The organism is Tsukamurella tyrosinosolvens (assembly GCF_900104775.1).
Taxonomy (GTDB): Bacteria; Actinomycetota; Actinomycetes; order Mycobacteriales; family Mycobacteriaceae; genus Tsukamurella; species Tsukamurella tyrosinosolvens.
This window is the reverse complement of record NZ_FNSA01000003.1, coordinates 3,800,811-3,818,890: the sequence shown is the minus strand read 5'-3', so window position 1 is coordinate 3,818,890 and position 18,080 is coordinate 3,800,811. Positions and strand designations below refer to the sequence as shown.

The 18,080-nt window shown below is 69.4% G+C and carries 18 protein-coding genes; 14 read left to right on the top strand and 4 right to left on the bottom strand.

Features of this window, described 5'->3' with window-relative positions; genetic code table 11:
• Positions 1-53: 53 nt before the first annotated feature.
• The 4 genes from trhO to BLW32_RS20850 all read left to right on the top strand — a co-directional run bounded on the left by trhO (position 54) and on the right by BLW32_RS20850 (position 4,519).
• Positions 54-890 carry an oxygen-dependent tRNA uridine(34) hydroxylase TrhO gene (gene trhO / locus BLW32_RS20865; RefSeq protein ID WP_068523229.1) on the top strand — a complete coding sequence of 279 codons (837 nt, stop codon included), beginning with the start codon at positions 54-56 and terminating at the stop codon, positions 888-890.
• Complete coding sequence (locus BLW32_RS20860) at positions 887-1,972, top strand: CobW family GTP-binding protein (protein WP_068739604.1); 1,086 nt, start codon at positions 887-889, stop codon at positions 1,970-1,972. The genes trhO and BLW32_RS20860 overlap by 4 nt, the downstream gene beginning before the upstream one ends.
• 159 nt (positions 1,973-2,131) lie before the next feature.
• Entirely contained in the window at positions 2,132-3,541 is a 1,410-nt protein-coding gene (locus BLW32_RS20855) for an N-acetylmuramoyl-L-alanine amidase family protein (RefSeq protein ID WP_068626925.1), read from the top strand.
• An 84-nt stretch (positions 3,542-3,625) separates the two neighbouring features.
• Positions 3,626-4,519, top strand: a complete 894-nt coding sequence (locus BLW32_RS20850; protein ID WP_068521854.1) for an SDR family oxidoreductase — start codon at positions 3,626-3,628, stop codon at positions 4,517-4,519.
• On the opposite strand, the gene BLW32_RS20845 is transcribed toward BLW32_RS20850, so the two are convergent.
• A complete protein-coding gene (locus BLW32_RS20845) occupies positions 4,502-5,098 on the bottom strand; it encodes a TetR/AcrR family transcriptional regulator (protein ID WP_068521852.1) in 597 nt (198 codons plus the stop codon). The genes BLW32_RS20850 and BLW32_RS20845 overlap by 18 nt on opposite strands.
• A gap of 129 nt (positions 5,099-5,227) precedes the next feature.
• Here BLW32_RS20845 and BLW32_RS20840 point away from each other — a divergent pair, with 129 nt between their 5' ends.
• The 6 genes from BLW32_RS20840 (at position 5,228) to BLW32_RS20815 (ending at position 12,656) form a co-directional block, all read left to right on the top strand.
• On the top strand, positions 5,228-5,761 hold the full coding sequence (locus BLW32_RS20840; RefSeq protein ID WP_068626923.1) for an NAD(P)H-dependent oxidoreductase: 534 nt from the start codon (positions 5,228-5,230) through the stop codon (positions 5,759-5,761).
• Between the two features lie 386 nt (positions 5,762-6,147).
• Positions 6,148-6,396 (top strand): glutaredoxin-like protein NrdH, encoded by a 249-nt coding sequence (gene nrdH / locus BLW32_RS20835; RefSeq protein WP_068521849.1) that lies wholly within the window; start codon positions 6,148-6,150, stop codon positions 6,394-6,396.
• Between the two features lie 2 nt (positions 6,397-6,398).
• Positions 6,399-6,857, top strand: coding sequence for a class Ib ribonucleoside-diphosphate reductase assembly flavoprotein NrdI (gene nrdI, locus BLW32_RS20830; RefSeq protein WP_068521847.1), 459 nt, complete (start codon positions 6,399-6,401; stop codon positions 6,855-6,857).
• A complete protein-coding gene (gene nrdE, locus BLW32_RS20825) occupies positions 6,854-9,034 on the top strand; it encodes a class 1b ribonucleoside-diphosphate reductase subunit alpha (RefSeq protein WP_068521845.1) in 2,181 nt (726 codons plus the stop codon). The genes nrdI and nrdE overlap by 4 nt, the downstream gene beginning before the upstream one ends.
• Before the next feature lie 155 nt (positions 9,035-9,189).
• A complete protein-coding gene (locus tag BLW32_RS20820; protein WP_068739602.1) occupies positions 9,190-11,610 on the top strand; it encodes a cytochrome P450/oxidoreductase in 2,421 nt (806 codons plus the stop codon).
• Positions 11,607-12,656, top strand: a complete 1,050-nt coding sequence (locus BLW32_RS20815) for an aromatic ring-hydroxylating oxygenase subunit alpha (RefSeq protein WP_068739601.1) — start codon at positions 11,607-11,609, stop codon at positions 12,654-12,656. Before BLW32_RS20820 ends, BLW32_RS20815 begins: the two co-directional genes overlap by 4 nt.
• A gap of 1 nt (position 12,657) precedes the next feature.
• Here the strand turns inward: BLW32_RS20815 and BLW32_RS20810 are convergent, their stop codons facing one another.
• The gene (locus BLW32_RS20810; protein WP_068739599.1) at positions 12,658-13,086 is read right to left on the bottom strand and encodes a CBS domain-containing protein; all 429 of its coding nucleotides are present in this window, start codon (positions 13,084-13,086) and stop codon (positions 12,658-12,660) included.
• The gene (locus tag BLW32_RS20805) at positions 13,083-15,572 is read right to left on the bottom strand and encodes a molybdopterin-dependent oxidoreductase (protein ID WP_068739596.1); all 2,490 of its coding nucleotides are present in this window, start codon (positions 15,570-15,572) and stop codon (positions 13,083-13,085) included. Before BLW32_RS20805 ends, BLW32_RS20810 begins: the two co-directional genes overlap by 4 nt.
• A 57-nt stretch (positions 15,573-15,629) precedes the next feature.
• Between BLW32_RS20805 and BLW32_RS20800 the strand changes: the two genes are divergently transcribed.
• From BLW32_RS20800 to BLW32_RS20790, 4 genes are all read left to right on the top strand, one after another.
• Entirely contained in the window at positions 15,630-16,220 is a 591-nt protein-coding gene (locus BLW32_RS20800; RefSeq protein ID WP_231857284.1) for a TetR/AcrR family transcriptional regulator, read from the top strand.
• A 151-nt stretch (positions 16,221-16,371) separates the two neighbouring features.
• The gene (locus BLW32_RS20795) at positions 16,372-16,863 is read left to right on the top strand and encodes an Hsp20/alpha crystallin family protein (protein WP_068521743.1); all 492 of its coding nucleotides are present in this window, start codon (positions 16,372-16,374) and stop codon (positions 16,861-16,863) included.
• Positions 16,864-16,926: 63 nt separating this feature from the next.
• Positions 16,927-17,103, top strand: a complete 177-nt coding sequence (locus BLW32_RS27800; RefSeq protein ID WP_156486366.1) for a hypothetical protein — start codon at positions 16,927-16,929, stop codon at positions 17,101-17,103.
• Positions 17,104-17,233: 130 nt separating this feature from the next.
• Entirely contained in the window at positions 17,234-17,569 is a 336-nt protein-coding gene (locus BLW32_RS20790; protein WP_068521741.1) for a hypothetical protein, read from the top strand.
• 23 nt (positions 17,570-17,592) lie between these two features.
• On the opposite strand, the gene BLW32_RS20785 is transcribed toward BLW32_RS20790, so the two are convergent.
• Complete coding sequence (locus BLW32_RS20785) at positions 17,593-18,078, bottom strand: SRPBCC family protein (protein WP_068521739.1); 486 nt, start codon at positions 18,076-18,078, stop codon at positions 17,593-17,595.
• Between the last annotated feature and the right edge of the window lie 2 nt (positions 18,079-18,080).

Below are 18,080 nucleotides of genomic sequence, written 5' to 3'. Positions count from 1 at the left end.
AACCGTTGGACGCAGGCTGAGCGCAAGGCGGCACCGATAGAATGGTGGGCGTCATGGGCAAGGTCGTGCTGTTCTACGTGTTCGCCCCGCTGGCCGATCCGGAGGCGATCCGGCTGTGGCAGCGGGCGCTGTGTGAGGCGAACGGTCTCCGCGGCCGGATCATCGTCTCCCGCCACGGGATCAACGTCACCGTCGGCGGCGAGATCCGCGCGGTCAAGCGGTACGTCCGCGCCGTGCGCGAGTACCCCGCCTTCAAGGGCGCGGACGTGAAGTGGTCCGACGGTTCCGCCGACGACTTCCCGAGACTCTCGGTCAAGGTGCGGGACGAGATCGTCACCTTCGGCGTCCCCGACGAGGTGGAGGTCGACGCGGACGGCGTCCGCGGCGGGGGAGTGCACCTGACGCCCGACGAGGTGCACGCGCTGGTCGCGGAGAAGCCCGACGCCGTCTTCTTCGACGGCCGCAACGCCATCGAAGCCGAGATCGGCCGGTTCGCCGGCGCCGTGGTGACCCCGGCGACGACGACCCGTGATTTCGTGACGCTGCTCGACGCGGGGGAGTACGACCACCTCAAGGACCGCCCGGTGATCACCTACTGCACCGGCGGCGTGCGCTGCGAGGTCCTGAGCGCCGTGATGCGCAACCGCGGCTTCGGCGAGGTCTACCAGCTCGACGGCGGCATCGCCCGCTACGGCGAGCGGTTCGGCGACCGCGGGCTCTGGGAGGGCTCGATGTACGTCTTCGACCGGCGGATGCGCATCGACTTCTCCGAGGCGGCGAAGCGGATCGGCCGCTGCACGGCGTGCGGCGCGCCGACCTCGAACGTCGCGAACCTCGCTCCGCCGCAGGACCGGGAGCTGGCGGTGCTGTGCGAGGACTGCGCGTCGTGAGCTCCCGCGCAGTGCCGGTCGTCGTGGTCGCCGGCTACCTGGGTGCGGGTAAATCAACGCTGCTCAACCACCTGCTGTCCGGAGCCGGCGACGCCCGCATCGGCGTCGTGGTCAACGATTTCGGCGCGGTCAACATCGATGCGATGCTCGTCTCGGGCGCGTCCGGGAGCGGCGCCGTGCGCACCGTGTCGCTGAGTAACGGGTGTGTGTGCTGCACCGTCGACGACGACGAGCTCGAGGACGTCCTCGGGGCCCTCGCGGCCCGCGATCTCGACCTCGTGGTGGTCGAGGCGTCGGGGCTCGCCGAGCCCGCGGCGATGGTGCGGCGCGTGGTGCTCGCCCGGGACCCGCGGATCGAGTACGGCGGGCTCGTCTACGTCGCGGACGCCGCGCACCTCGCCGGCACGATGGAGCGGCATCCCTCCCTACGCCACCACCTCGCCCTCGCCGACCTGGTGGTGCTCAACAAGATCGACCTCGCCGGCGACCCCGGCGCTGCGCGGGCGTTGGTGCGCGAGCACGCACCGTCGGCGCCGGTGGTCGGGACCGTCGACGCGGTGGTCCCGGTGGAACTGCTCATCGACGCGGAGGTACTGGCGCGCCGTGCCGCGCAGCGGCGGGACTCCCCACGCCAGCTCACCCTGGACGAGGCGCTGCGCGAGCACGACCACGATCACGCGCACGGCCACGCGACCGGGGAGGCGCACGGGCACCTGCACGACGAGTACGTCGCCGTCACCGTCGAGACCGGGCGCCTGGACGCCCGGGCGACCGCCGACCTGCTCGCCGATCCGCCGCGCGGCGTCTTCCGGACGAAGGGCTTCGTCACCGCCGCGGATGGCACTCGGCTCGAGGTGCACGCCGTCGGGCGACACGTCCGGACGGCGCCGGAGCGGGGCGGACGCGGTGGGGCGGCCTCGGTGCTGGTCTTCCTCGGTATCGGGCTCGACGAGGAGGCGGTCAACACCCGGGTTCAGGCTTGTCTGGCGGCCCCGGACGCCCCGGCCGACCCGCAGGCGGTGCTCTCCCTGCTGCGGTACTCCGCTGCGGCGCAGTCTGATTCGGCGATTCTCGAGGACTGAGCCTCTGCGGCTCTTGGTAACGATCCGGTAACGATCACCGACGGGATTTTCCTAAAGTCTCAATTGATGGTTGACTGTTTCTCGTGTGACTGATGTGACGAAAGTTGCACAAGAGACTTGGAAGGAGAGCGGCGCCACTTCCCCGGCGCCCAGCTGCCCATGAAGAAGACCCGTGTCCTCGCAGGCTCGCTTGCGACCGCGGCCGTCGCGCTGTTCGGCGCGCCCGGCCTCGCGTCCGCCGACCCCGCCCCCGCCGCCCCGGCCCAGCCGCTGTCCGGCAAGACCGTGTTCCTCGACGCCGGCTCCTCCGTCGCGTCGGCCGTCGACCAGGCCCGCAAGGTCGCCGATGGCCGTGGCGGCCAGGTGCCGTGCGTCAATCCGGTGGCCATCGCCTCCAACGGCACCGCCGATCATTCCGTGAACTTCGCCGTGGCCAAGATGGTCGAGGCTGCGCTCAAGACCCAGGGCGCCAAGGTCATCCTGTCTCGCGCGGACGACGCCGGCTTCGGCGGTTGCGTCGACCAGCGCGCCGCGGCCGCCAACAAGTCCGGCGCCGACCTCGCCGTGAGCATCAACAGCGCGGTCCAGGACGCGGCCCAGCGCGGCTTCCTTCTCGAGACGGCCGCTCCGGGCGTCACCGACTCCAAGGTCACGGCGCAGCAGGCGGTCAGCGACCCCGCGACCACCGTGATCCGGGACGCCACCCGCGCCGGCGGCTTCGTGCCGGCGCAGTACCTCGGCGGCCAGGACGGCGTCGCGAAGACCACCAACGCCCTCGCTTCGCTGGTGAACATCCCGCTCGTCTACGCGAACCTCGGCAACCTGGCCAACGCGGACGACGCGGCGCTGCTCACCTCGCGCGAGGGGCAGACCCAGTACGCCTCCGTGCTCGCCAACGGCGTGATCCAGCAATTGACCGGCAAGGTCAAGCCGGGCGGCGTCGTCGAGCAGCCCGTCGTGGCCCAGCCCGTCGCGCCGCAGGTCGATCCCGCGGTGCCCGTGACCCCCGCCGCCCCGGCCGCCCCCGCGGCGACGGCTCCGGCCGCCGCCGCCCCGGCCGCGACGGCTCCGGCCGCCACCGCTCCTGCGGCGACGGCGCCGACGGCTCCGGCCCAGACCCCGATCGTCCCGGCCGTGCCGGGCGCTCCCGCCGCCGCGGCTCCCGTCACCCCGAGCACCGGTACGGGTACCTCCCCGATCGTCTCGGGCGTGCCGATGCTGCAGGGCGGCGCGACCCCGTCTGCCGCCACGGCGCCGCAGGCGACCGCTCCCGCGGCGACCGCTCCGCAGGGCACCTCGGTGACCATCCCCGGTCTGGGGCAGGTGGCGCTGCCGCAGCTGCCGACGGTGACGATCCCCGGCCAGGCGCAGCCGCTGGGCGTGAACTCGCTCTTCGAGATGGGGCCCAAGGCCGCCGAGTTCCTCACCAGCTCGCAGGGAACGCAGCTCGTCAACACGCTGATCTCCAGCCCGCAGGCCTTCAACTCCCTGCAGTCCGCGCAGGGGCCGGCCGCCGCCCAGGAGATCCTCAAGGCGATCCTGAGCGCCGGCGCGATCCTGCCGAAGTAGGGATCACACCGCACCGACTTCCGCCGGGGACGTCACGCCCCGGCGGGAAGCGGTAGCGCGGCCCGATCTGGCAAGCTGGCTGATATGGCACTCCGCAATATCGTCCGGCTCGTCCACATGGCCCCGCCGATCAAGGACCTGAAGGGGAAGAAGGTCCTCGTCACCGGCGCCGCCAGCGGGATCGGCCGCGCTACCGCGAATCTCCTCGCGGCGCACGACGCCGAGCTGGTGTTGACCGACATCAACGCCGAGCAGCTCGACGCCGTCACTCGCCACGTCACCGCCCTGGGCGCGAAGGTCATCGCGTCCAGGGCGTTCGACGTCTCCGACTACGACGCCGTGCGTGCTTTCGCCGACGAGGTCCACGCGGCCGCGGGCCCGCTGGACGTGGTGATGAACGTCGCGGGCATCGCCGTCTGGGGCACCGTCGAGAATCTCACCCACGAGCAGTGGCGCCGGACCGTCGACGTGAACCTGATGGGGCCGATCCACGTGATCGAGACCTTCCTCCCGCCGATGATCGCCGCGGGCCGGGGCGGCCAGCTGGTCAACGTCTCGTCCACCGCCGGTCTCATCGCGCTGCCGTGGCACGCGGCGTACTCGGCTGCGAAGTTCGGCCTCGTCGGCGTCTCCGAGGTGCTCCGGTACGACCTGCGCCGGCACGGCATCGGCGTTTCCGTCGTCGTGCCCGGCGCCGTCGAGACGGGCCTGGTGAAGACCGTCGAGATCAACGGGGTGGACCGCTCGAACCCGAAGGTGAACAAGGGGATCGACGCTTTCCCGAAGGTCACGGCCGAGAAGGCGGCTCAGGCGATCATCGACGGCGTTCTGCACAACAGGTTCATCGTGTACACCTCGTTCGACACGCGCTTCGGCTACTTCTGGAAGCGGAAGTTCGCGCTGCCCTACGAGATCGCCATGCGCGTGGCGAACGACCGGTTCGCGTACCTGGCGAAGATCTCAGAGCGCGGCCAGTAGGCGCACGTGCTCCGCCCACACGGCTTCGAGCTCGTCCTGCGAGACGCCCGAGGCCAATTGGTGGAGCACCCATCCCGGGCTGAGCGTCGCCATCAGTGCCGCGGCCCACACCTCGGTGTTCGCCGTGCGGCCCGCGTCGACGAGCATCGACCGCACCGTCATCGCGGACACGCGCCACGGCGGCTCGTCGTACGGGTCGCGGGCGGCCTGCTCGGCACCGCGCAGGAGGTCGCCGTGGCGCGCGATGAGCTGCATCCGCGCCTTTCCGTACTCGGTGAGGCGGTGCACGGGGTCGCCGCCCGGGCCGAGCGGGGGCGGTCCGAACATGAACCGCTGCTGCAGCTCGGTCTCGTCATGATCGAGGAGGGCCTGCAGCAGCCCGGCACGCGAGCCGAAGCGCCGGAAGACGGTGCCCTTGCCCACGCCGGCCGCCTGCGCCACCGCGTCCATGCTCACCGCGTCGACGCCGTGCTCGGCGAAGAGCCGCTGCGCCGCGTCGATGAGCAGCTCGCGATTGCGGGCCGCGTCACGGCGCGGCTCGGTCTGCGGCTGCGCGAGGGGGAGGAGTGGTCCGGTCATCGGATGGAGCCTACCGTGCGGATTTTCGACTCACCATGATCCCGGGGAAGAAATCCGGACCGAAGTCCGTTAACTTTGGCGGATGCGGCCCGGTCGGTCGCCCGGAGAACGTCAGGAGAACTGAGGAACATGTCGGACATCACCGTGCTCGCCGTCGTCGGATCGCTGCGCAGCAGCTCGCTCAACCGGGAGCTGGCCGAGGTGGCCGTCGCGAACGCGCCCGCGGGGGTGCGCGTCGAGATCGCCGAGGGTATTGCGGACGTGCCCTTCTACAACGAGGACATCGACGGCGAGGCCGCACCGGCCACCGCCGCGGCGCTCCGCGACCGGATCGCGGCCGCGGACGCCCTTCTGCTGCTCGCCCCGCCCAACAACGGCACCGTCAGCGCCGTATTGAAGAACGTCATCGACTGGGGCTCGCGCCCCTACGGCTCCAGTGCGTTGTCGGGTAAGCGGGTGGCCCTCGCGGGCGTGGGCCACCGTCTGGACACAACTCTTGCCGACGCCGAGCGCGCCGTCACCATCGCCGGCGGCGAGGTCCCCGAGGGGCTCGTCGAGGAGTTCCCCATCTCCGGCCTCGACGGCAAGTCGGTGCGCGAGCACGACGCCGTCGCGCAGCGCGCGGGCGACCTCCTCGAGCGGCTCGTCGCCCCCGTCCGCTAGGGGCGCCGCGCCCACCCGTGGGGGCGCCGCAGGCGGGTCTCCGACGGTGCCGGGCGTGTCGGATCGGCGTGTCGTCGATCCTCGGCGTGTCCTGGGGATTCACGATGAAAAACGCTCGAAAGACCGTCTTGCGAGCTGGTAATTTCACGAATGTTGTTCGCAAGTGGTTGTGTCGCTTCCTCGGGGCCACCACTAGGTGTAGTGTTCAGTCCACTGCGAGAGCGGACGCGCCGAAACGCCGTCCGGGAGGCATGAGGACGTCGCTGAGGGGTCCGCGGGCCGACCGAGTTCACGCAGGTAAACGTGGCGAGAAAACTTGTCAGTCCGTAGGTCGATAATCGGGTTCCGAGCAGTCTCCGGGACCGTCCAGCGAAGGGGAGCCATCCATGAGCCAGGTCGAGATCACCGTCTACACCAAGCCCGCCTGCGTGCAGTGCAACGCCACGTACAAGGCGCTCGACAAGGCCGGCCTCGAGTACCGCGTGGTGGACATCACCGAGGACCCGGAGGCCCGGGACTACGTCATGGCGCTCGGCTACCTGCAGGCCCCCGTCGTCGTCGCCGGCGATGCGCACTGGTCGGGCTTCCGCCCGGACCGGGTGAAGGCGCTCGCCGCGGTCGCCGCCACGGCGTAGCGATGGCGTCGCCGCTCGTCGTCTACTTCTCGTCGGTGTCGGAGAACACGCACCGATTCGTCGAGAAGCTGGGCATGCGTGCACTGCGCATCCCGGTGACGCGGGCGACCGAACCGCTCACCGTCGATGAGCCCTTCGTCCTGATCACCCCCACGTACGGCGGGGGAAAGCAGGCGACCGCGGTCTCGGGCGGGGGATACGTCCCCAAGCAGGTGATCCGGTTCCTCAACGACCAGCACAACCGCTCCCTGATCCGCGGCGTGATCGCGGCGGGGAACACCAACTTCGGCGAAGAGTTCTGCTTCGCGGGGGACGTGATCTCCCGCAAGTGCCGGGTCCCGTACCTCTACCGCTTCGAGCTCATGGGCACCACCGAGGACGTGGATCGCGTCCACGCCGGGCTCACCGAATTCTTCGCCGGAACCGTCTCCACCCTCGACAAGGAAAGCGCGCGCTCATGACCGCAACTCAGGAAGACCTCGTACCCTCCGCGAGCCAGTCCGGCGTCCACGGCGGCCCCGGCCACAGCGAGCTGGACTTCCACGCCCTGAACGCGATGCTGAACCTGTACGACAAGGACGGGCGGATCCAGTTCGACAAGGACCGGGAGGCCGCGCGGCAGTACTTCCTGCAGCACGTCAACCAGAACACGGTCTTCTTCCACAACCTGGACGAGAAGCTCGACTACCTCGTCGAGGAGAACTACTACGAGCCCGAGGTGCTGGACAAGTACAGCCGCGAGTTCGTCAAGGGCCTGTTCGACGCGGCCTACGCCAAGAAGTTCCGGTTCCCCACCTTCCTGGGCGCGTTCAAGTACTACACCAGCTACACGCTGAAGACGTTCGACGGCAAGCGCTACCTGGAGCGCTTCGAGGACCGTGTCTGCATGGTCGCGCTCACGCTGGCCGACGGTGACGAGAAGCTGGCCGTGAATCTGGTGGACGAGATCATCGCCGGGCGCTTCCAGCCGGCCACCCCCACCTTCCTCAACTCGGGCAAGAAGCAGCGCGGCGAGCCCGTCTCGTGCTTCCTGCTCCGCATCGAGGACAACATGGAGTCGATCGGCCGCTCGATCAACTCCGCGCTGCAGCTGTCCAAGCGCGGTGGCGGAGTCGCGCTGCTGCTCAGCAATATCCGCGAGCACGGCGCGCCCATCAAGAAGATCGAGAATCAGAGCTCGGGCGTCATCCCGATCATGAAGCTGCTCGAGGACTCGTTCAGCTACGCCAACCAGCTGGGCGCCCGGCAGGGTGCGGGCGCCGTGTATCTGCACGCGCACCACCCGGACATCTACCGCTTCCTCGACACCAAGCGCGAGAACGCCGACGAGAAGATCCGTATCAAGACCCTGTCGCTCGGCGTGGTGATCCCCGACATCACCTTCGAGCTCGCCAAGAACAACGACGACATGTACCTGTTCTCCCCGTACGACGTGGAGCGGGTCTACGGCGTGCCCTTCGCGGACGTCAACGTCTCGGACAAGTACCACGAGATGGTCGACGACTCGCGGATCCGCAAGACCAAGATCAACGCCCGCGAGTTCTTCCAGACCCTCGCCGAGTTGCAGTTCGAGTCGGGCTACCCGTACATCATGTACGAGGACACCGTGAACCGGGCGAACCCGATCGCCGGCAAGATCACGCACTCGAACCTGTGCAGCGAGATCCTGCAGGTCTCCACCCCGTCGACCTACAACGACGACCTGTCCTACGCCGAGATCGGCAAGGACATCTCCTGCAACCTGGGCTCGCTGAACATCGCGAAGACGATGGACAGCCCCGACTTCGGCGCCACCATCGAGACCGCGATCCGTGGCCTCACCGCGGTCTCGGACCAGACCGACATCAGCTCCGTGCCGTCGATCGAGAAGGGCAACAACCTCTCCCACGCGATCGGCCTCGGGCAGATGAACCTGCACGGTTACCTGGCGCGCGAGCGGGTCTTCTACGGCTCCGACGAGGGCGTCGACTTCACGAACATCTACTTCTACACGGTCCTGTTCCACGCGATCCGCGCGTCGAACAACATCGCGCGGGAGCGCGGGCAGTCCTTCGGCGGCTTCGAGAACAGCAAGTACGCCTCGGGTGAGTTCTTCGACAAGTACACCGAGCAGGAGTGGAAGCCGGCCACCGACAAGGTCGCCGGGCTCTTCGCCGACGCCGAGATCCACGTCCCCACGCAGGACGACTGGCGCGCGCTCAAGGCCGACGTGCAGAAGCACGGGCTGTACAACCAGAACCTGCAGGCGGTGCCGCCCACCGGCTCGATCAGCTACATCAACCACTCCACGAGCTCGATCCACCCCGTCGCGGCGAAGGTCGAGATCCGTAAGGAGGGCAAGATCGGCCGCGTGTACTACCCGGCGCCGTACATGGACAACGACAACCTGGAGTACTACCAGGACGCGTACGAGATCGGCTACGAGAAGATCATCGACACGTACGCCGCCGCCACCCAGCACGTGGACCAGGGCCTGTCGCTGACGCTGTTCTTCAAGGACACCGCCACCACCCGCGACGTGAACCGCGCGCAGATCTACGCGTGGCGCAAGGGCATCAAGACGCTGTACTACATCCGACTGCGCCAGATGGCGCTCGAGGGCACCGAGGTCGAGGGCTGCGTCAGCTGCATGCTGTGAGGGTGCGGTAGGTGAGTCGCCGGCCAGGGGAAACATCCCCTGGCCGGCGTTTCTTGTTCCGGGGGCGATCGAAACACGCGAATCCGGCCTTGCGACGCGGTGGACGGCATAGTTTGGATGCGTCCACATATCTTCGTCCGCAAGGCGGTTGGACCATGAGCTTTCTCGATCGGGTCATGAACAAGGCCCAGGCGACCATCCCGATGGAACGGCAAGTCCAGGGCCTGCACCTCTTCCAGAAGGCCAAGACGCTGGCTCTGGGCGACCGGCAGCCGGCCTTCGTCGAGGAGGAGATCCCCGACGTCGACGCGGTGAGCCTGACCGAGATCGACATGAGCAACCCGTTCATGTGGCGGCAGGGCCAGTGGCGCCCCTACTTCGAGCGACTGCGCAACGAGGCGCCGGTTCACTTCCGGGCGTCGAGCGAATTCGGGCCGTACTGGTCGGTCACGCGGTACGACGACATCGTCGCGGTGGACCGCGACTTCGAGACCTACTCGGCCGAGCCGCAGATCGTCATCGGCGTACCGCCGGACGGCCTGGACATCGAGATGTTCATCGCGATGGACCCGCCACGCCACGACGAGCAGCGCGGAGCGGTTCAGGGAGTCGTGGCACCGCAGAACCTCGAGGAGATGCAGGGACTGATCCGGTCGCGCGTCCAGGAAGTCCTCGACGATCTGCCGGTCAACGAACCGTTCGACTGGGTGGACAGGGTCAGCATCGAGCTGACGTCCCGCATGCTCGCCACCCTGCTCGACTTCCCCTATGAGGATCGGCGCAAGCTCGTGCACTGGACCGAGCTGGCAGGTGCCAGCGCGGCGGCCACCGGCGGCGACGTCGACATGGACGAGATGTACAAGGGCGCCGCCGAGATGGCGAAGAGCTTCAGCGCCCTGTGGCACGACAAGGCGGCGCGCCTCAAGGCGGGCGAGAAGCCGGGATACGACCTGATCACCCTGATGCAGATGTCAGAGGACACCAAGGACCTGATCAACAGGCCGATGGAGTTCCTCGGCAATCTGATCCTGCTCGTCGTGGGCGGCAATGACACCACCCGCAACTCGATGTCGGGCGGTGTGTACGCACTGAACCTGTTCCCGGACCAGTTCGATCGTCTCAAGGCAGACCACAGCCTGATCCCGAAGTTCGTCCACGAGAACATCCGCTGGCAGACGCCGCTGGCCTACATGCGGCGCATCGCCAAGAAGGACACCGTCCTGGGCGGTCAGTTCATCCGCAAGGGCGACAAGGTCGTCATGTGGTACGCCTCGGCGAACCGGGACGAGCGCACCTTCGAGAATCCGGACGACTTCATCATCGACCGGCACAACGCCCGCCACCATCTCTCGTTCGGCATCGGCGTGCACCGTTGCATGGGCAGTCGCGTGGCCGAACTGCAGCTGCGGATCCTCTGGGAGGAGTTGCTCGCGCGGTTCGAGGACATCGAGGTGCTGGAGGAGCCGGAATACCTCCAGTCGAACTTCGTCCGGGGTTACACGAAGATGATGGTCACGGTGACGCCGATCGGGCAGAAGCCTCGCCCCCGCGACCAACGGCGGCTGCAGCCCGCCGCGGTACGGGCTCCCGCTCGGCAACCGATTCGTCGGTCCCGCGAAGCGACCACCACCACCGAAACGGAGGTCGACGTTCAGGTGGCGGGCCGGCGCGAGGTGGCGGACGGGGTCGTCGAGCTCACCCTCAGCGACCCGACGGGCGCACCGCTTCCGTCGTGGACTGCCGGCGCCCACATCGACCTCCTCCTGGAACCGTCGCTGACGCGGCAGTATTCGCTGTGCGGCAGCGCCTCCGACGAGTCGACGTGGAAGATCGGCGTCCTCCGCGACCCGGACGGCCGAGGTGGCTCGGCGTACGTCCACGAGAAGCTGACGGAGGGGACGACCGTCCGCGTGCGTGGTCCGCGCAATCATTTCCCGTTGGTCGCCTCCGCGAACTACCGCTTCGTCGCCGGCGGCATCGGGATCACTCCGATCCTCCCGATGATCGAGGCCGCGCGGGCACGCGGGGCGAACTGGAGCCTGCTCTACTGCGGACGTTCCCGCGAGTCGATGGCGTTCCTGGACCGATTCGAGGACACCGAGCGGGTCACGATCTGGCCGAGCAGCGAGAACGGAAGGATCGACCTGGCGGCGACGCTCGGAACGCCCACGCCCGACACGGTGGTCTACTGTTGCGGCCCCGGCGCTTTCCTCGATGCCGTGGAGGAGGCGTGCGCGCCGTGGCCCGACGGCAGCCTGCACATCGAGCGCTTCGCGGCCAAGGAGGTCGCGGCGTCCGAGGACGCGCTCGACTCGTTCGAGGTCGTGTGCTCGCGCTCGGGCGTGAGCGTGACCGTTCCGGAGGGCACCACGATCTTCGACGCGGTCGAGAAGGCCGGCGTCGATGTCCTCGGGTCCTGCATGGAAGGCATCTGCGGCACCTGTGAGGCCGACGTGCTCGAGGGCACGCCCGAGCACCGTGACTCGATCCTGTCCAAGGCGGAGAAGGAACGGGGCGAGACGATCATGCTCTGCGTCTCGCGCTCCCTGTCGAAGAAGCTGGTGCTGGACGTATGAACGACACTGCTCGGAACCATCCCGCCGCCGACTATCCGCGGGACTGCTGGTACGTCGTCGCCACCGCTGCCGAGGTCGGATACGGATTCACTGCGCGGCGCGTCCTCGACACATCGGTCGTGCTCTTCCGTCTCTCCGACGGTGCGATCGCCGCGCTGGAGGATCGCTGCGCGCATCGGCCCTACCCCCTGTCGGCGGGACGCCGAGAGGACGACTTCGTCGTGTGCGGCTACCACGGCTGTACCTACGACGCGACGGGACGCTGGGTGAGCGTGCCGTCCCAGGACCACCCGCCCTCGTCCGCGCGGGTGCGAGCCTTCCCGGTCGTCGAGCGCGGACCCTTCGTCTGGATCTGGGCGGGGACGCCCGGCGGCGAACGATTGCGGCCACCGCCGGCGACACCGTGGTTGCACGGTGACGGCTGGACGAGCGTCGGGGAGCGGCGCGAGGTGGCCGCCAACCTGCAACTGCTGCACGAGCACTACCTCGACCTCTCCAACGTCGTCGCGATGCACCCGGAGATGATGCCGCCCGGCATCGAGGCGCTGCCGCCGCTGGAGGACGTCGAGGTCTCCGAGGTGTCGGTCTCCTACAGGCGAGAACTGCCCGAGGCGCCGCTGGCTCCGTGGGAAGCCGCGGTCACGGGGCTGGACGAGGCCACCGCGTCCACGCCGTTCGGCCGGACGGAGACGGGCACGTTCGTGACGCCGGGCCTGCACAAGCAGACCTACACCATCATCGGCGCGACCGGTCCGGAGCTGGAGCTCGTGCGGACGCACGGTTTCACGCCCCAGTCCTCCGGAGTCACCCATGTCTTCCTGCAGATCTCGTGGCGGGGCGCCGCGGTCTCACCCGACATCGGCGAGCAGTTGATCGGGGTCTTCCACGCGATGGCCGACCGAGACGTCGCCGTCCTCGAGACCATGCAGCGGTGCCTCGACGAAGACCCGAGCCCGCGGCGTTACGTCAACGTCAAGGCGGACCGGGCCGCGGTGCGCGCGCGCCGGATCCTGACGACGATGGTGGAAGACGAGCGGGGGATCTAGCTCAGTGGCCGCCGGAGGCGTGGCGGCCCCGACGCATCTCGTCGACGCCGTCGTCCGTGCAGAAGCCGGAGGCGCTCGCCTTGAGGCAGAGCAGCCCCAGGAGGCGCAGATGATCGTCCACGACGGCGAGGCGGCGGATGCCGCGCGCGACCATCTCAGTGCGGAGCAGATCGGCCGGCGCGTCCGGTGCGACGGTGCGGCCGTCGAGCGCGGCCACGCTGAGGGCGGGATCATCGTCCTCGACACCGAGCGGGGCGAGGTCGTCACGGTCGAGCGTGCCGATGAGCCGGCCGTCGCGGACCAGGAGGAGCAGGTGGAGCTTGGGGCTCGCGGCGAACGCGGCGCGCGCCGCACGCACCGTGGTGTCGGCGGGGTGCACGGTCGGGCGACGCAGCATCACGCCGCCCACGGTGCCCGCCGTCGTCGTCACGTCGCGACCGGCTCGATGCGGGCCGGGACGTACTTGTGCCACGGAGTACCGGCGAACCGGTCGCGGTGCTTGGCGCTGGTCAGCTCGTTCGGCGCGATGCCCGGCCGGGCGAGACCGTCCTCGCCCGGGTAGTCGAGCCCGAGTCCGTTGGGCAAGGAGACGTGGCCGGCGCGCATCATGTCGCTGATCTCGATCGACGACTCCAACGACCCGGCCTCCGTGGTGATCCGCACCCGCGACGCGGGCTCGAGGCCGAGGCGTTCCGCGTCCTCGGCGCTGATCCGCAGCGCGCCGCCCGCGTCCCGGCGGCGCCACGCGGGGTCGCGAATGATGGTGTTCGCGGTGAAGGCCCGCCGCTCGCCCGCCATGAGGACGAACGGGAACTCCGGCGTCGTCCACGACGAGGGCGCATCGCGCAGGGCGTCGATCTCGGGGAGCAACTCCGGGATCGCCACCGTGAAACGGTTGTCCTTGCGCAGCACGTAGTCCCAGGCGTTCTCCCACTCGTCGACGGAGAAGGTGACGCCGGAGCGCTCGCGGAGGATCGCATCGAAGAGCTGTTGGCCCGGCCGCATGCCGGTGCCGATGAACCCGGCCCGCGCCACCGCGTCGGGGTGGGAGAGCGCGCACAGATGGGCTGCGCCCCACAGGATCGCGGCGCCGCGCGCCCCCTCGGGCAGCGTCGGCCCGAGCGTCTCGTACAGCACGTACCCGATGAGTCTCAGCAGCGAGGGGTCGGCCGCGGCGGCGGAGAACAGGGCGAGCGCGAAGGCGTCGTCGCCGGCGGTCAGGGCGGTCCGGAGTCGCGCGAGGAGCGCCTCGTCGACCGCGCCCAGCTCGCGCAGCAGGCGGGCGTAGATCTCGGGCTCGGGCAGCGTGCCGGGGCGTGGCTCGAGCAGCGGTGCGCGGAGCTGGAAGGCGTTGTGCGGGAACTCCATCGTGAAGAAGGTGCACTCCCACTTCTCGTACTGGCTGGACGCGGGGAGCACGTAGTCCGCCTCGCGGGCCGTCTCCGTCATGGCGACGTCGACCACGACGGTCAGTTCGCAGGCGCGCATCGCGTCGATGAACCGACGGGACTCCGGCAGCGAGTGGGCGGGGTTCGAGCTGTCGATCCACAGGGCCCGCAGGCGTTCCGGGTGATCGGTGAGGATCTCGTCGGCGATCGAGTTGCACGGGATGAGGCCCGCGATCACCCGCGCGCCCGTGACGGGCGTCTGACGCTCGGTCTTGGGCTGCTGCTCCGCGGCGAGGCCCGCGCTGAGCATCGGCGCCATCCGGGTGAGCAGGGCGTGGGCGGCACCGTCGACGATGCGATCGGGGAGTGGCGTGGCGGCCGCGGCGGGGACCGCCCGGGCGATGCCGCCGGCGCCGAGCGCGACCGCGTCCGCGATCGTCCTGCGGGCCTTCTTCTTCAGGGGGCTCGACGGTGCGCGGCCCGCGCGCCGGGGGTCTCCGCCCGGGGCGCCCACGGGGGAGGAGAACCACGAGTGCAGGTACATGGTGCCCGGGCGCCCGAAGTTGCCGGTCAGGATCCATAGGAGCTTGTTGAGGTAGGAGACCAGGGTGCTGTTCGGTGCCTGCTGCACGCCGAGGTCCTCGTACGTCGTCGCGCTGGCGGCGGTCGCGAAGCGCCTCGTCGCCGCGCGGAGGAGATCCTCGTCGACGCCACAGGTCGCGGCGTACGCGCTGATCGGGACCCGGCGGAGGGCGTCGAGGACCTCCTCCGTGCCGTCGGTGTGCTCGGCGACGAAGTCGTGGTCGAGGAGGTCCTCCTCGACGAGGACGCCGAGCATCGCCGCGAGGCACCACGCGTCGGTGCCGGGGAGGACCTGCAGGTGGAAGTCGGCCATCGCCGCCGTCTCGCTCCTGCGCGGGTCGAGCACGATCATCGAGCGCCCGGGGTCCTTGGCGATCTCCTTGAGCACAGGCCGGGCGCGGGGGAACGAGTGCGTCTGCCACGGGTTCTTGCCGAGGAACATCACCACTTCGGCGTGCTCGAAGTCGCCCTTCGTGTGGGTGCCGTACAGCTGCGCGTCGACCCACGCCTCGCCGGTCTTCTCCTGAGCGAGTGCGTTGGAGTAGTAGCGGGTGCCGAGCGCGGCGCGCAGCGACTGTCCGTAGGCCGCGGGCAGGTGGTTGCCCTGGCCCGCGCCCGAGTAGTAGAGGATCCGCTCGCCGCCGTGCTTCTCCTTGACGGCCGTGAGGCGTGCGGCGATCTCCCGGATCGCGGTGTCCCAGTCGATCTCCTCGTAGGTCCCGTCGGGCCGCCGGCGCAGCGGCGAGGTCAGCCGGTCGCGACCGTTCTGATAGAGGTCGAGGCGAAGGGGCTTCTCGCACGTGTAACCGTGCGAGGTCGCGTGCTCCTTGTCGCCGCGGATCTTCGCGAGACGGCCGTCCTCCACCTGGATCTCCAGGCCGCAGTTGCACTCGCAGAGGATGCACGCGGACTTCTGCCAGTCGGTGCTGGTCGATGCGCCGTTCATGGGCCTAGTATGGACTAGGCCATAATTCATAGCAAGAGGTGAGGGAGGATCGGGAACGTGGCACCACGGCGGGACACCCGACGGCGCATGTTGCTCAGCGCCGTCGATCTGATGCGGGAGCGGGGCGCGGCGGGTGTGACGATCGACGCCGTCCTCGAGCGGAGCGGCGCGCCGCGCGGATCCGTCTACTACCACTTCCCCGGAGGCCGGGCCGAACTCGTCGCCGACGCCCTGGATCTGGCGGGGGACTCCATCACCGCACTCATCGAGGGAGCGTCGGGCGACGGCGCGATCCAAGCGCTGCACCGGTTCTCCGCCTTCTGGGCGAGCGTTCTGCGCGACTCGGACTTCGCCGCCGGGTGCCCCGTCGTCTCCGTCGCCGTGGGGGGCTCGTCCGAGGAGGATCACCTCCGGCCGGCGGTCGCGGAGACGATGGGGCGTTGGCGCGACGTTCTCACCGCCGCGATGGCCGTCGACGGGATCGAGTCGCGCGCGGCCGCGAGCCTCGCGACGATGGCGATCGCCTCGATCGAGGGGGCGATCATCCTGTGCCGGGTGCAGCGGTCCGTCGAACCCCTCGACGACGTGATCGGGTACCTGGAGGGGCTGGTGACCGCAGCGGCGGCCGGTTCTCGCGCCGGCGAGTAGGGCTCCTCGGGACGGCTCTTGGAAGCTCGCTGAAGGTCGGCGGACAAAGGTCTGGCACTCGGGCATGGAGAGTGCTAAAACTGGAAGTGCACAGTTGATGAGTCGCCCGTCAGGGTGGCGGGCGGCCTGGAGTTCACGGGAGGTGTTTGCTGTGCTGAGGTTCGATCCATTCTCCGAGTTGGATGCTGTGACCCAGGGCCTGGTCGCTGCGGGCCGGGAGGCCGGGTCGCCGCGGTCGCCGCGGTTCATGCCGATGGATCTCTATCAGGTGGACGACCATTACGTCCTCACCGCCGATCTGCCGGGCGCGGACCCGGGTTCGATCGACGTCGACGTGGAGAACGGTGTTCTCACCCTCACCGGCCGGCGCACGGCGATGTCCGATTCCGGCGTCCGATGGCTGACCAGCGAGCGCTTCTCCGGCGTCTACCGCAGGCAGCTCACCCTCGGTGAGAGCATCGACACTGCGGGGATCGCCGCGCGCTACGACAACGGCGTTCTCACAGTGACGATTCCGATCGCCGAGCGTGCCAAACCGCGCCGGATCGTCGTGGAGCAGGGCTCCGACGAACCGCAGTGCGAGCAACTCGCCGTCGCGTCGGGTACGGCCGACGGCGACGCGCGCACCGACGCAACAGGATAGTCCCGGTGCGGCGGCGGGACGATCGGCTCCGCCGCCGCCCTCGACCAGGATCGGAGAGCGGGCATGCCCCACGCCAGTGATCACCGCTTGCACCCCTCGCAGGCCGACGTTCCCCACGCCGACCCCGCGGATCTCGCCGAGCAGGCGCGCACCGTCGACCTCGACACCCTGATCGAGGACTATCCCTGGGTGCGCCGCGACGAGGTACTGACCATCGACGGACGACGCTTCTTCATCTAGCAGGACCTGCGGCGGACCACGTTGCGAGGGTCGGGGGCCCCTTGACGGGCTGGTCGGAGCCCCCGACCCGACTCTCCTTCTCGCCTCTCGTTCCGACCGGCCCCCAGGAGTCCATGAGGATGACGACGTCATGAGAACTCTGCATCGGCTCTCCGCGACGATCGAGGCCGAGCATCCGCTCCCCACCGAGGACGGCGCCCGCGTCGTCGGCACCGTGGAGGTGGTCACCGAGTGCACGCCGTCCGGGCGGGCGCACATGCGTTGCCGGGTGGCGGGCGACGACGCCTGGCACCCGGTCGCGGGCGGGTGTGCCGATCTGGCCGACCCGGCGGACCTGCCGTTCCACCATTCGGTGACGCTCTCTCGGCTGCTGACCCGTCGGCCCCATCCCGGCGGAGGCGATCTCGACGCGGCGGCGTTCTACTTCTGCGACGACCTCGACGCGCCACCGCCCGCGGCGGCATGAATCCTCCAGCGGCCGTGCGGGAGTCACCGGTTGATGGCCGCCTCGGCGGAGGATCGGATTCCGGCCAGCGTCTGCTCCATGCCTTCGAGCATCAGGGCGGTGAACGCCTCCTGGCCGCCGAGGTGGCGTTCCGTGAGGTCGAGCGAGAACTGCGAGATCCCGTCCGGCGCGTCCCGGCGCTGCGTGAGGACGGTGCCGGCGCCGTCGGCTGCGAGCGTGAACGACCAGACCGTGTAATTCTCCTCGATGCGGAAGGCGATCGCCCGGCCGGGCTCGTGGCGCACGACCTCGCCGTGCGTGACCCATTCCAGGTCGCCCAGGTGGTTGAGATTGGTGAACCGCGTACCGAGGCGGATGCCGTCCTCGGGCGCGCGTAGTCGCACGGACGTCACCTGGGGGCTCCATTCAGGCATGCGGCGCACGTCGCCGACCGCCTCCCAGACCGCGGTGGGCGGAGCGGCGATGGTGACGCTGCGCTCGAGGAGCGGCGTGGACGCGTTGTCGGGCATGG